At 62.5% G+C, this 14,062-nt stretch carries 11 protein-coding genes; 6 read left to right on the top strand and 5 right to left on the bottom strand.

All coding sequences use genetic code 11. From position 1 onward, the window contains the following. The first annotated feature begins 89 nt into the window (after positions 1-89). Positions 90-782 carry a response regulator transcription factor gene (locus tag B5D32_RS09755; protein WP_078784864.1) on the top strand — a complete coding sequence of 231 codons (693 nt, stop codon included), beginning with the start codon at positions 90-92 and terminating at the stop codon, positions 780-782. Beyond that, complete coding sequence (locus B5D32_RS09750; RefSeq protein ID WP_078784863.1) at positions 775-2,220, top strand: sensor histidine kinase; 1,446 nt, start codon at positions 775-777, stop codon at positions 2,218-2,220. The genes B5D32_RS09755 and B5D32_RS09750 overlap by 8 nt, the downstream gene beginning before the upstream one ends. Positions 2,221-2,581: 361 nt before the next feature. Here B5D32_RS09750 and B5D32_RS09745 read toward each other — a convergent pair whose 3' ends face one another. Beyond that, on the bottom strand, positions 2,582-3,442 hold the full coding sequence (locus B5D32_RS09745) for an undecaprenyl-diphosphate phosphatase (protein WP_078784862.1): 861 nt from the start codon (positions 3,440-3,442) through the stop codon (positions 2,582-2,584). A 169-nt stretch (positions 3,443-3,611) separates the two neighbouring features. On the opposite strand from B5D32_RS09745, the gene B5D32_RS09740 reads away from it, so the two are divergent. The 3 genes from B5D32_RS09740 to B5D32_RS09730 all read left to right on the top strand — a co-directional run bounded on the left by B5D32_RS09740 (position 3,612) and on the right by B5D32_RS09730 (position 7,159). Beyond that, positions 3,612-4,268, top strand: a complete 657-nt coding sequence (locus B5D32_RS09740) for an HAD family hydrolase (protein ID WP_078784861.1) — start codon at positions 3,612-3,614, stop codon at positions 4,266-4,268. Between the two features lie 707 nt (positions 4,269-4,975). After that, positions 4,976-6,175, top strand: coding sequence for a pyridoxal phosphate-dependent aminotransferase (locus tag B5D32_RS09735; RefSeq protein ID WP_078784860.1), 1,200 nt, complete (start codon positions 4,976-4,978; stop codon positions 6,173-6,175). Positions 6,176-6,184: 9 nt separating this feature from the next. Beyond that, the gene (locus B5D32_RS09730) at positions 6,185-7,159 is read left to right on the top strand and encodes a L,D-transpeptidase (RefSeq protein WP_078784859.1); all 975 of its coding nucleotides are present in this window, start codon (positions 6,185-6,187) and stop codon (positions 7,157-7,159) included. 232 nt (positions 7,160-7,391) lie between these two features. Here the strand turns inward: B5D32_RS09730 and B5D32_RS09725 are convergent, their stop codons facing one another. Beyond that, positions 7,392-8,369 carry a TIGR03943 family putative permease subunit gene (locus tag B5D32_RS09725; RefSeq protein ID WP_078784858.1) on the bottom strand — a complete coding sequence of 326 codons (978 nt, stop codon included), beginning with the start codon at positions 8,367-8,369 and terminating at the stop codon, positions 7,392-7,394. Positions 8,370-8,574: 205 nt separating this feature from the next. Next, complete coding sequence (locus B5D32_RS09720) at positions 8,575-9,777, bottom strand: CobW family GTP-binding protein (RefSeq protein WP_078784857.1); 1,203 nt, start codon at positions 9,775-9,777, stop codon at positions 8,575-8,577. A gap of 459 nt (positions 9,778-10,236) precedes the next feature. Here B5D32_RS09720 and B5D32_RS09715 point away from each other — a divergent pair, with 459 nt between their 5' ends. Further along, positions 10,237-12,024, top strand: a complete 1,788-nt coding sequence (locus B5D32_RS09715) for an aminopeptidase P family protein (RefSeq protein ID WP_242943434.1) — start codon at positions 10,237-10,239, stop codon at positions 12,022-12,024. 83 nt (positions 12,025-12,107) lie between these two features. Here the strand turns inward: B5D32_RS09715 and scfB are convergent, their stop codons facing one another. Both scfB and scfA read right to left on the bottom strand, forming a co-directional pair. Continuing rightward, positions 12,108-13,568 (bottom strand): thioether cross-link-forming SCIFF peptide maturase, encoded by a 1,461-nt coding sequence (gene scfB / locus B5D32_RS09710; protein ID WP_078784855.1) that lies wholly within the window; start codon positions 13,566-13,568, stop codon positions 12,108-12,110. Positions 13,569-13,778: 210 nt separating this feature from the next. Continuing rightward, on the bottom strand, positions 13,779-13,925 hold the full coding sequence (scfA, locus tag B5D32_RS09705) for a six-cysteine ranthipeptide SCIFF (protein ID WP_078784854.1): 147 nt from the start codon (positions 13,923-13,925) through the stop codon (positions 13,779-13,781). Positions 13,926-14,062 lie beyond the last annotated feature (137 nt).

The following is a 14,062-nucleotide window of genomic DNA, read 5'->3' as shown; positions in this document are numbered from 1 at the left end:
TTTCAATTTGCGCGCGCGGCGCGCATCCTTCTTTATTATTTTTTATTTATTATTTATTATTTGCAAACCACACACATGAGGTATTTTCTATGATCTACATCGTTGAGGACGACTCCAGCATCCGTGAGCTGGAGCAATACGCTTTGCAATCCAACGGGTACGAGACCACGGGCTGCGAGGACGCAGCCAGCTTCTGGGCGGCGCTGCGCAGCGGGCGGCCCGACCTCGTCATTCTGGACGTCATGCTGCCCGACGAGGACGGCTACCAGATTTTGGCCAAGCTGCGCGCCGACCCGGCCTGCGCCGCAACGCCGGTCATCATGGTCACGGCCAAAACCAGCGAGATCGACGTCGTCAAGGGGCTGGACCACGGCGCGGACGACTACCTGTGCAAGCCGTTCGGCATCATGGAGTTCATCTCCCGCGTGCGGGCCGTGCTGCGCCGCGCCGCCGCTGCCGTCCCCGCGCCCGCCGCGTCCACGCTGCGCTTCGGGGACATCGTGCTGGACGACGTGTCCCGCACCGTCCGGGTGGGCGGCGTGCCCGTGGAGCTGACCTTCAAGGAATACGCGCTGCTGCATCTGTTTTTGGAGCACCCGGAGGAGGTCCTGGCCCGCGAGCGCATCATGAAGGACGTCTGGGACACCGACGATTTACTGGAATCCCGCACCATCGACATGCACGTCCGCACGCTGCGCCAGAAGCTCGGCGCGGCGGGCGAGGCCATCCGCACCGTGCGCAAGGTGGGCTACAAGCTGAGCACGGAGGGCAGCGATGACTGACGACGAACGCCGCACGCGCCAGCCCCTCAGCATGACCCGCCGCTACCGGCGCGGCCTGATCCTGACCGGGCTGCTCTGCGCGCTGGCCGTGCTGGCGGCGGCGACGGTGCTTTTTCAGCGCAGCTACGCAGAACGCATTGACAATTACCTGATGCAGATCTGCCATGGCTACGCCGCTGCCTACGAGGCGCAGGACACCCACAACGCTACCACGCTGCTGAACCTGCTGCCTGAGGACCGCCCCCTGCGCATCACCCTCATCGACACAGACGGCACGGTGCTGTACGACACGAAGCTCGGTTCCTACATCGTGGACGTAAACGGCGACATCTACGCGGCCCAGACCGACCTGCCCAATCACGCCGACCGCCCGGAATTTCAACAGGCAATGGCGAACGGTTCCGCGTGCATCACCCGCGAGAGCGAGACGCTGCAGCTGGAGACGCACTACTATGCCGTGCGCATCGACCTGCCGGAGGGCGCACAGGTGCTGCGCGTGGGCGAGGACGTCGCGAACATCTGGGGCCTGAGCACCGACACCCTGCCGCTGCTGTGCGGCGCAGTCGTGCTGATTTTGCTCGCTGCCACGCTGTTCAGCTGGTGGCTGACCCGCCGCATGGTGCAGCCCATCAACCATCTGGCCGAGCATCTGGACACGATCGAGGCCGATGTGCCCTATGAAGAATTGATCCCGCTGGCGCGGACGATCCAGACGGACCGCAAGCTGCGCGAGGACAACGAGACGATGCGCCGCGAGTTCACGGCCAACGTCAGCCACGAGCTGAAAACCCCGCTGACGAGCATTTCCGGCTATGCCGAGCTGATCGAGACCGGCATGGCAAAGCCCGCCGACGTGCCGACCTTCGCCACGCGCATCCACAAGGAGGCTCAGCGGATGATCGCGCTGGTCAGCGACATTCTGCAATTGAGTGAGCTGGACAGCACCCAGGCCAGCCACAGCCGCGAGCCTGTGACCGAGATGGCCCCTGTGGATCTGGCCGCGCTGGTCAAGGAGACGGCCCAGAACATGACGGTCAACGCCCGCCGGGCCTACGTGACGCTGCAATACGATGCCAGACCCGCCACCGTGCGCGGCAGCCGCGACCAATTGAGCGAACTGACGCAGAATTTGTGCGACAATGCCATCCGCTACAACCGCCCGGGCGGCCATGTGGAGCTGCGCTGCGGTGTAGGCGGCGACGGCTGCCCGTATTTTGAGGTCGAGGACAACGGCATCGGCATCCCGCAGGACAGCCAGACCCGCGTGTTTGAGCGGTTCTACCGCGTGGACAAGAGCCGCTCCAAGGCCACGGGCGGCACGGGCTTAGGGCTTGCCATCGTCAAGCACATTGCCCTGCTGCACGACGCAAAAATTGACCTGCAAAGCCAGGTCGGCACCGGGACGACCATACGGGTGACGTTCCCGAAAAATTCGTAACTTCGCAACGCGGTAGGGGCCGGGCATGCCCGGCCCGCGCGTTCCCGGAGGCATCCGCTGCACCCGTGCAGTGCCAAAGCCCCTCAGGCCTCGCGGGCTTGGCCAGCTTCCCTGTAAGGGGAGCCTTTCGCGGACGGCGAAGCCGCCCGAAGCAAGCCTCCCCACACGGTGGGGAGGTGGCCGCGAAGCAGGCCGGAGGGGCTCTGCCCGCTTGCCCGGGCAAGCAGCCCCCGTAAAGCCCGACGGAATCCCTCCGCCGCCCTTGGCGGCACCTCCCTTTGACAAGGGAGGCTTTGTACCCACCAAACAAAAAAGCTGCTGTCCCCCCATGCCGGGAGACAGCAGCTTTTTATTTACAATGTTACGCCAGCACGAATGTCTGCAGGGCCCAGACACCCAGGACGACGATGCCCAGGGCGATGCGGTACCAGCCGAAGGCCGTGAAGGTGTGCTTCTTGACGTAGTCCATCAGGAAGCGGATGGCCAGAATGGAGACGACAAACGCCACGATGCAGCCGACCAGCAGCGCGCCGATCTCGCCAACCGTAAAGACGCCGCCGCCCGCCAGGAACTTGACGAGCTTGAGGCCCGACGCGCCCGCCATGACCGGGATGGCCAGGAAGAAGGTGAACTGGGACGCGCAGGCGCGGCTCATGCCGCAGAGCAGGCCGCCGATGATGGTGGAGCCGCTGCGGGACGTGCCGGGGATGAGCGCCAGCACCTGCCACGCACCGACGATAATCGCCTGCCTGTAGGTGATGCGGCTCAGCTTGGTGGTGGTGGGCACACGGGGGCGGCGCTCGATGAGGATGAACGCGATGCCGTAGACGATCAGCATGACCGCGACGACGACGCTGTTATAAAAATGTGCGTCGATCCAGTCGTCCAGCGCCAGACCCAGCACGGCGGCGGGCAGGCAGGCGACGATGATTTTGAACCACAGCCGCATGACCGGCCAGCGGACGTGCTTCGCCAGGCCGGAGTCGCGGCCATTGTCAACGCAGAAGGGCCACAGCTTTTTGAAATACATGACCACAACAGCCAGGATCGCGCCCAGCTGAATGACGACGCGGAACATCTCCATAAATTCGGCGCTGAAGCTGAATTTAAGTACCTGCTCGGCCAGGATCATGTGGCCGGTGCTGGAGATGGGCAGCCACTCGGTAATGCCTTCGATCACACCGTAGATGACCGAACGCAGCAAATCAAAAAACAAATCCATTCGAGAAACCTCCTTACGTGCTACCTTATATAATACCATAAATCGTGCAAATGGGAACAGCTTTTTGAGAATTTACATCTTTTTTACGGTAAATGGGCGCGGCGGCTTGCTGTTTTCGTCAAATGCAACTATAATAAGAGTGATTTCTTGTGCAAAGAGGTTTTGAGAAATGTATAAAACCGTACTGTTTGATTTGGATGGGACCCTGCTGAACACGATTGACGACCTGGCCGACTCCGCGAACCGCGTCTGCGCCGCCCACGGCTGGCCGCAGTATGAAACTGCGCAGTACCGCTATTTTGTGGGCAACGGCATCCCGAAGCTGGTGGAGCGGTTCAGCCCCGCAAGCTGCCGCAGCCCGGAGCAGCTGGCCGCGACGCTGGCCGAGTTTGATAAGGTCTACGGCGCGCACATGCACGACAAGACTGCGCCGTACCCCGGCATGCCGGCGCTGCTGGCCCGGCTGAAGGCCGCCGGGGTGCGGATGGCGGTGTTCTCCAACAAGGCGGACGAGTTTGCCCGCGCCGTGGTCGCGCGGTACTTTGACGCCGACCTGTTTGAAGTCGTCCGCGGCGCATTGCCCGACGTACCCACGAAGCCCGCCCCCGAAGGGACGCGCGCCCTGATGGCGCACCTTGGCGTCGAGGCCGACGGCAGTGTGCTGTACGTCGGTGACAGCAATGTGGACGTGGAGACCGCCCACAACGCGGGCCTGCCCTGCTGCGGGGTCTTGTGGGGGTTCCGGACCCGCGAGGAGCTGACCGAAGCCGGGGCAGAATATTTGGCCGAGGATACCCAGGGGTTGGAAAAGGTTGTTTTGGGGTGACGTGAGTGACCAGGGCACCCGAAACGCCTGGAATGCCGGGAGATTGCCCGGAGACGGGATTTGACCGGACCGTTCCGGGGCAGAAGTTTACGGACCATGCGTAGGGCGGCCTGCCCACAGGCCGCCGTGCCCGTTTGCGATAAGGAGAAGCCTTGCGGATCGTTGTAGGGGGCGGCGTCCCCGACGCCCCGCGGAGGGGTCAAGACCCCTCCCTACGATGCAAACCAGTAAAGGGGATACAATGGCAAGGCTGCGGGCCGGGCATGCCCGGCCCCTACGGACTGCTGTTTCCGGCAGCGGGGGTTCGGGGGCGCTTGGCGGCGCACAACGAGCGCCGCCAGTTTGCTACGCAAACCCGCTCGTGCGGTTGTTTGCCCCGCAGGGGCAAACATTGCTCGCTCCCCAGTTTCGCTGCGCTCAACTGTGGCCCCACGCTCGCAACCCCGCAACTCCCGAATTTAAGGTGGAGGAAGGCTCGGCGGCGTTAAGAACGGACAGTAATACTGCGTCCGTTTAGCCGCCGAGACTTCCGACCTCCTCTTTGGGGTTCTTAGGGGCGTGCAGCCCCTAAGTCGCGGGTCCGCTGCGTCGAAACAGCGGCAGTTTTCTTTGCGAGCTTTCTTTTGCTGCCAAAAGAAAGCGAGTTCCCGGGAGGCTGCCGTTTCCGGGTCAAATTACAACATTTTTCACAAAAAGGAGCTGTTATTATGATTGCACAGCACTATAAAGATATGCTGGGCGCCAAGTCGGTTATCCGTCAGATTTCTGAATGGAGCACCGCCCGCGGCGCGGAGATCGGCTATGAGAACGTGTTCGATTACTCGCTGGGCAACCCGTCTGTCCCCTGCCCGCCGCAGTTCACCGCGGCTTGCGAGGACCTGCTGGCCCACACAGACCCCGTCAAGCTGCATGGCTATACGCCGACGCTGACGCTGCCGTCCGCCCGCAAGGCCGTGGCCGAAAGCCTGAACCGCCGGTTCGGCATGGACTATACCGCCGACCATATCTTTATGACGACGGGCGCGGCGGGTGCGCTGGCCCATGCTGTGCGCTGCGTCGGCGTGCCCGGGCAGAACATCGTAACGTTTGCGCCGTTCTTCCCCGAGTACAAGCCGTACATCGAGGGCGCGGGGCTTACCCTGCGCGTGACGCCGCCGCGGTGCGCGGACTTTCAGATCGACTTTGAGGCGTTCGCGCAGCTCGTGGACGAGAACACCGCCGCCGTGCTCATCAACAGCCCCAACAACCCCAGCGGCACCGCCTACAGCGAGGAGACCCTGCAGCAGCTGGCCGACTTTTTGACCGCGACAAGCACCAAATACGGCCACCACATCTTCCTGATTTCCGACGAGCCGTACCGCGAGATTTCGTTCGGCGGCAGGGTCACGCCCTACCCCGCAAAATTCTACGATGATACGCTCACCTGCTACTCCTTCTCCAAGAGTCTGAGCGTGCCGGGCGAGCGTATCGGCTATGTGGCCGCCAAACCGCGGTGCGAGGACGCCGCGTACATCGTGCCGATGTGCGGCCAGATCTCCCGCGGGACCGGCCACAACTGCCCGTCGTCCCTCATCCAGATGGCCGTCGAGCGCTGCCTCGACATGACCAGCGACCTGTCCGTCTACGAGACGAACATGAACCTGATCTACGACGAGCTGATCGCGCTGGGCTTCACCGTCGTCAAGCCGGACGGCACGTTCTACATCTTCCCGAAGGCGCTGGAGGACGACGCAAAGGCGTTCTGCCAAAAGGCGCTGAAATATGACCTGGCGCTGGTCCCCGGTGACAGCTTCGGCTGCCCCGGCTACTTCCGCATGGCATACTGCATCGAGACCGAAAAAGTCCGCCGCAGCTTTGCCGCGCTGGAGAAATTCGTGGCCGAGGAGTACGGCGTCACCAAACACTAAGGAGATTTTATGTCGATTCTACGCCGCATTTTTCCGCTTCTGCTGACGGCTGCGCTGCTGTGTGCCTGCGTGCAGATGCCCAACACCCCACAGGACGTGCTGCCCGCCACGACGCCGCAGACCACGGCGGCCCCCGCCGCCACGCCGGAGACAAGCCCCACGCCGACGCCCGAGCCGACGGTGGCCCCCGCGATGGCGACGGCCACGAGCAACGCCACCAAGGACGCGCCGCAGATCAAGGACCCGACGACCTGGGACGATAACGCCGCCGAGACGCTGGCCGGGCTGGAAACGCAGTTTGCCGCCTACGGCCTGACGCTGGACGCGAAGGAGGGCTTCCCCTACCTGCTGGCGGTCAACAACGCAGGCGGCGTGGTCACGGTCTACGCCGTGGATTCTGCCGCAAAAAAGTACGCTGTGCCGTTCATGGCGATGGTGTGCAGCGGCGGCATGGATACCCCCACCGGGTATTTTTCGACCCCTGTGGACTACAGTTGGCGGCTGTTGATGGGCCCGAGCTACGGCCAGTACGCGACCCGCATCTATGACAGCTACCTGTTCCACAGCGTGCCCTATTACAGCCAGCACAAGGACGATGTGGAGTACGACGAGTTCAACCTGCTGGGCACCCGCGCCAGCTTGGGCTGCATCCGGCTGGCCGTGGTGGACGTGAAGTGGATCTACGACAACTGCCCGCTGGGCACGCCGGTCATCATCTACAACGACGCCGACGACCCCGGCCCGATGGGAAAGCCCGGCACGATCTACACCGACCCCGCCGACACCGAGAAACGCGGCTGGGACCCCACCGACCCCGACCCGGCCAACCCGTGGGACGATGCCTTTGAGAGCGGCACCGCCATCCGCAGCCAGGCAGCCTGGGACCAGTGGGAGACCGAGCGCGAAAATTGGATGAGCAGCCTGACGCCCACCGATTTGCAGGGGTGGAGCACCGATTCCAAGATCGCGGGGACGCGCGGTTGATTTTTGCGCCGTAGGGGCCGGGCATGCCCGGCCCGGAGGTTTTCCGTTAGCAGACGCCACATCAGTGCCCTGTCTACCCGACGGAGGGGTCAAGACCCCTCCCTACAAAGCACCCGTGAACGTCAGCCCGTAGGGAGCGGTCTTGACCGCTCCGCGGCACGTTTCGGAAAATGCCTGTCAATCAAAAAGCACCTGCCTTTTTATCGAAGGCAGGTGCTTTTCTATTGCATTATCAGCTGAACATCACCACGTCCTGCGCGGGCTTTTCGCCCGGCTCGACGGAGATGGCGGTCAGGACAGGGCCGGTGGAATCGGGGGTCTGGCCCTTGTAGATGGGGTGGTACTTGACGTTGACCTTGGCCGTAATGTTGATCCAGCTGCGCTGCTCCAGCGACTTGTAATCGTCGTACTTGCAGGGCATGCCCACAAACTGGATGTCCTGCACGCAGCAGGTCATGGCAAAGCGTCCGGGCACAAACGCGCCCTTGCCGGCCTGGGGGGTCTGGCAGACCTGAGCCAGATATTTGACCGTCTTGCCGTCATATTTCTTCGGGTCGTCCATGCAGTCCATGTACCATATACCGAAGAACTCCTCGGGGATCTCAATGACCGGCGCGTCCACGTCGAAGGGCAGCGGGTCGGGGATGTCGTCATAGGCGACGCTGCCGTCCTTGAACTCGTAGGCGATGTCGCAGCGGCGGCTGGCCTGGCGCACCAGCTTGTGGATGAGTTGGCGGCTCTCGTCGTCGTTGACAGCCTCGGCGCGGTTGACGACCAGCAGCTCACTGCCGCGCAGCTTGTCCAGCAGCAGGCTGCGCATGGCGCTGTCGCCCGCGTAGGTCTTGATGGTCGTACCGTCGGCGGTGGCCAGGCACTGGTAGACGAGCCAGTTGTCGGGCAGGGCGTCGTACAGCTCCTGAATGAGCCACATACCGTTGTACTCGATGATGACGCGGCCACAGCCGGACTTCTTTTCGAGCGCGGTCAGGTTCTCGGCGGTCAGCTCGCTCTTATCCTCGATCTGGGCAACGTGCACGCCGCCGAAGGCGAACTTGGACGGGTCGTACTCGATCTCGCCCTCCTCGCAGACCAGCAGCAGGGTCTTGTCGCCGGAGTCGAAGTTGGGGTCCTCCATCGTTTCCTGAATGAATTTCGTCTTGCCGCTCTCCAGCTGGCCGACGAAGAGATATACGGGGATTTGTTTAGGCATAGGGGACGTCCTTTCGGTTAGTAGCAGTCAAAGGCTTCTCCCCCGGGGGAGAAGCTGTCCGCGAAGCGGACTGATGAGGGGAGAGCGAATCGCGGCCTGCCATTCGTGGGCTGCTGCGGCAGGCTCGCCCCTCATCCGCCCTCGGGCGGGGCCTCGGGCACCTTCCCCCAAGGGGGAAGGCATTCTTACCGGGCAGCGGTTTACATCAAACGTGGAACAATTCCGCGATCTCATGCTCCTTCAGCTGGGAGCCGATGACGCAGAGCTTGCCGGTGACGTCGGGGCCGCAGGGGCGGATCTCGTGCTCGCCGGGGACCATGTCGAACTCGTACCAGGTGTCGCCGCCGTCCACAATGCCCTTGGCGCGCAGGATCATGCCGTAAGCGCCCTCGTCCAGCGCGTGCAGGGCCTTGTCCAGATCCTCACGGCTGTATTTGTGGGCCGTCTCCTTGCCCCAGCTCGTGAACACCTCGTCGGCGTCGTGGTCGTGGTGGTGATGATGCCCGCAGGAGCAGACGCCGTGCTCGTCGTAGTGGTGCTCATGGTGATGCTCGTGCTCGTCCTCGTCCTCGTCGTCGTGGTGATGGCAGCAGTCGTGGTCATCGTCATCATGGTCGTGATGGTGGTGATGCTCATGCTCGTCCTCATCGTCGTCCTCGTCGTGATGATGATGGCAGCAGCAGTCGTGGTCGTCCTCATCGTGGTCGTGATGGTGATGATGGTGGTGCTCGTGCTCATCCTCGTCGGCATGGGCCACGTTGGCAGCGCGGGCCTCGGTCAGCAGCTCGGCGACGAGGTCGCGCTTGCCGTCCATGACGGAGACGATCTGTGCGCCGGTCAGGACGGTCCAGTCGGTGGTGACGATGGTGGCGGTGGGGTTCTTCTCGGCCAGCAGGGCGACGGCGGCAGCGACCTTCTCCTCACTGGCGTTGCCGGTGCGGCTCAGGATGATGCAGGACGCATGGCTGACCTGGTCATCATAGAACTCACCGAAGTTCTTCATATACATCTTGACCTTGTTCACGTCGGCGACGGTGACAAAGCTGTTCAGGATGACGGGCAGATCCTCGGCGACGCCCTCGACGGCGCGGGTCACGTCGGACAGCTTGCCGACGCCCGACGGCTCAATGAGGATGCGGTCCGGGTGGTAGGTCTCGACGACCTTCTTCAGTGCCTCGCGGAAATCACCGACCAGGCTGCAGCAGATGCAGCCGGAGTTCAGCTCATTGACCTGAATGCCGGCCTCGCGCATGAAGCCGCCGTCGATGCCGATCTCGCCGAATTCGTTCTCGATCAGGACGATCTGCTCACCGGCGAAGGCCTCCTTGATGAGCTTTTTGATAAGGGTGGTCTTGCCGGCGCCGAGGAAGCCGGAGAAAATGTCGATTTTGGTTTTCTTTTCAGCCATAGTTGGGTACCTCTATTCAAGATGTGTTCAGATGTTCAGTTGGTTGGCAATCTATTACACTAACTGCTAATACTATTATAACAAACACGTCAAGGGGTTTTGCGCCATTTTGCGCGGGAAATTTTGAATTTTTTGCAAAATTTGTGGGATTTGCAGGGGGCTGGCGCTAATGGGACACTGCCTCGGAGGGGTCAAGACCCCTCCCTACGGGCTATCGTTCACGGGTGCTTTGTAGGGAGCGGTCTTGACCGCTCCGCCGGGTAGGCAGACGTTAGCGGGTTGGCCCGTAGGGGCGGCATACCTGCCGCCATGCCCGGTCCCTGCAAAGCGCCGCATTTTTGTTTGTGCCCCCGGGCGCAAACTCTACCTGTTTATTATCTATTATCTATTTATTATTTGCAGCATTCGTGGTATGATATACCTAACCCCAATATCTATCACAAAAAGGAGCGATCCATTTTGACTACCAATGAAAAAATCGCCGCGCTGCGTGCCGCTGCCAAAGCGGCGGGCGCGGACGGCGTGCTCATCATGACCAGCGACCCCCATTGCAGCGAGTACCTGCCCGGCTATTATAACGCTCTGCCGTGGTTCTCCGGCTTCATCGGCGAGAACTCGACCCTCGTTGTGACTCAAGACCGCAGCGCCCTGTGGTGCGATGGCCGCTTCTACGTGCAGGCCGACAAGCAGCTGGCCGGCAGCGAGATCGAGTGCATGCACGCGGGCTCCGCGGGCGTGCCCACCGTGGCCGAGTACCTCGGGAGCCACTTTGCGGACGGCCAGACCCTGCTGCTGGACGGCAGCTGCGTGCCCGCCACGATTGCCAAGGAGTACATCGACGCATTGGCCAAGAAGGGTGCCGCCCTCAAGAGCCAGGACGTGGCCAGCCCGATCTGGGACGCCACCGGCGAGCGTCCGGCCCTGCCCGACACCCCCTGTGAACTGCTGACCCCGGCCCAGACCGGCGCGACTGCCGCGGACCGCATCGCCATGGTGCGTGCCGAGCTGCAGAAGGCCGGTGCCACCGCGCTGGCCGTGACCGGTCTGGACTGCGTGGGCTGGCTGCTGAACCTGCGCGCCCGCGACCTGCCCTGCACCCCGCTGGCCGTCGCCTACGCGCTGGTCACGATGGACGCCTGCACGCTGTTTATCGCGCCGGGCCGCCTGTCCGACGCTGACACCGCCACGCTGGCCGAGAGCGGCGTGACGCTGCGCGGCTACGAGGAAATTATCGACGCCGTCCACGCCCTGCCCGCCGACGAGGTGTTCCTGGTGGACGAGAAGGCCACCAACTACGCCCTGTACGAGGCCCTGACTGCCCACAAGACCGTGGCCGGTGCCGACCCGATTTTTGCCCTGAAGGGCATCAAGAACGAGACCGAGCTGAAGAACCTCCGCGAGTGCCATATCCGCGACGGCATCGCCGTGGTGCGGTTCCAGATGGATCTGGAAAAGGCGCTGGCCGAGGGTAAGCAGCTGACCGAGATCGACATCGACACGATGCTGCAGAAGCGCCGCGCCGAGATGCCCGGCTACTTTGAGGACAGCTTCTCCACGATTGCGGCCTACGGCGCCAACGCCGCCATGATGCACTACCACGCCGAGGGCGACGTGAACAGCGCCATCGAGCCGCGCGGCTTCCTGCTGGTGGACAACGGCGGCCAGTACGACTGCGGCACCACCGACATCACCCGCACCTACCCCGTCGGCCCGCTGACCGACAACGAGCGCCGCTATTACACCTGGGTGCTGCAGAGCCACATCGACATGGCCCGCGCGGTGTTCCTGGACTACTGCACCGGCTTTGCACTGGATACCTTTGCCCGCGGCCCGGTCTGGGCGCACAAGGTCAACTACCGCTGCGGCACCGGCCACGGCGTCGGCTTTATCTCCGGCGTGCACGAGGGCCCGCAGAGCCTGCGCCCGAACAACCCCGTGATTTTTAAGCCCGGCATGACCATCACCGACGAGCCGGGCATCTACGAGACCGACGAGGTCGGCATCCGCATTGAGAACGAGCTGGAGTGCGTCGACCTGGGCGAGAACCAGTACGGCCACTGGCTGGGCTTTGCGCCTTTGACGCTGGTGCCCATCTCCACCGAGCCGGTCCTTGTGGACGAGCTGAGCCGCGACCAGATCAACTGGCTGAACGACTACCACGCCCACGTCTACGAGATGCTCAGCCCCCGCCTGAACGAGGACGAGAAGGTCTGGCTGAAGGAGAAGTGCGCGGCGATTGGCAGATAAACAGCTGACAGGTGTTTATCTTTTATATTCCTGTAGGGGCCGGGCATGCCCGGCCCCTACAGAGCGGCATACTCAATGGCTATTTACTTCTCGCACGCGCCGTCGTTGCCCTCACCACACCCGTCGCAGTCACTCTCAAACCGGACGGCGTTCTTCGCCAGCTCGGGGTCAAGGCGCTGGGCGACCTGCATCATCAGGGCGCACTCCATCCGCTTGCGGAACACCTTGCAGCCGTACTCATAAGTGCCGTGGATGTCGCCGGTAGCGTGCAGGGCGTTGGCCGCGCAGCCGCCCGCGCAGTACAGGCGTGCCCAGCAGTCCTTGCAGTCGGGGCGGGCATAGACGTTGCACAGCTTGAACTCGTCACGCAGGGCGGTGTTGGTCACGCCGTCCCAGACGTTGCCCAGCTTGTACGCCGGGTCGCCGACAAACTGGTGGCAGGGGTACAGGTCGCCCCAGGGGGTCACGGCCATGTACTCGGTGCCGGAGCCGCAGCCCGAAATGCGCTTGTAGATGCAGGGGCCGTGCTTGAGGTCCAAAATATAATGATAGAACGTGATCGGCTTGCCGGCCTTCTGGCGGCGCAGCATGTCGTTGGCCAGCAGCTCATACTGGTCGAACAGCTTGGGCAGGTCCTCCTCGGTCAGGGCCTCGGGGGAGTCCGGCGGGGCGACAACCGGCTCCATGGACAGCTCAGTAAAGCCGAGGTCGTCGGCCATGTGGAACAGGTCCTTCGTAAAATCAACGTTGTGATGCGTAAACGTGCCGCGCATATAGTAGCCCTGGCCGCCGCGCGCCTTGACGAGCTTCTGGAACTTGGGCACGATGCGGTCATAGCTGCCGTTGCCAGCGAGGTCGACGCGGAAGCGGTCATTGACCTCCTTGCGGCCATCCAGCGACAAAACAACGTTGTGGCATTCTTTATTGCACCAGTCGATGACCTCGTCCGTGATGCCGATGCCGTTGGTCGTCATCGTGAAGCGGAAGTTTTTGTTGTACTTTTTCTCGATGCTGCGTGCATAGGCGACCAGCTGCTTGCAGACCTCAAAGTTCATCAGCGGTTCGCCGCCGAAGAAATCGACCTCGAGGTTGCGGCGGGTGCCGGAGTTTTCGATGAGGAAATCCAGCGCGCGCTTGCCGGTCTCGAAGCTCATGAGACCGGCCTCGCCGTGGAACTTGCCCTGCGCGGCGAAGCAGTAGCTGCAATTCAGGTTGCAGGTGTGGGCGACGTGCAGGCAGAGCGCCTTGACAACGTTGGAGCGGTTTTTGAAGTCAAAGGCGTGGTCGGCGTAGGCGTCGGGCGCAAACAGCTGGCCCGCGGCGGTCAGCTCGTCGATGTCGTCGAGCACGTCGCTGATGTCGGCGGCGGTCACATCGGCGCGGTCCGCGTACTTTTTGGCAAGGGCTGCAGCAGCCTGCTCCCGGCTGCTGCCTTGGTCGATCAGGGCGATGGCGTCATAGGCGACGTCATCCACCGCATGCACGCTGCCGCTGTAGACATCCAGCACAATGTTGTAACCGCTTAATTTGTATTGATGGATCATGATTTTCTCCGTTTTGTTATGTCTTGGAAAGGGAGTGGCAATGGCGGGGTTCTCTCCCTCAGTCGCCTGCGGGCGACAGCTCCCTCGCAGAGGGGGCTCCCGCCGCAGCGGGTGGGGGAGAGAACCTTGCCTTTACCGCCCTTTTCCCTTTTTGTATCATAGAAAATGCCGGGCTGCCACACGGCATCCCGGCATCAAAGCCAGCAAAAATTACTTGTCGGTCTTCTCGCAAGGCTGGTTGGCAATGCCGCAGCTGGTCTTGCAGGCGCTCTGGCAGGAAGTCTGGCACTCGCCGCAGCCGCCGTTCAGCAGGCTCTTAGCCATGTCGCGGGTCTCGAGAGTCTGGATGTGCTTCATAAAACAGTCACCCCTTTATACATTTTAGAATTATTATTATTGTACACGGAAATCCGGGGTTTGTCAATAGGGGCGGAAGGAAAACAACAGACAGCGGGAGGCCCGTCGGAACCCCTCAGGCCAGCTTCGCGGCCAGC

It is taken from the genome of Gemmiger formicilis (genome assembly GCF_900167555.1).
Taxonomy (GTDB): domain Bacteria; phylum Bacillota; class Clostridia; order Oscillospirales; family Ruminococcaceae; genus Gemmiger; species Gemmiger formicilis.
Note: the sequence above shows the minus strand (reverse complement) of the source record. Positions and strands in the feature narration are given on the sequence as shown.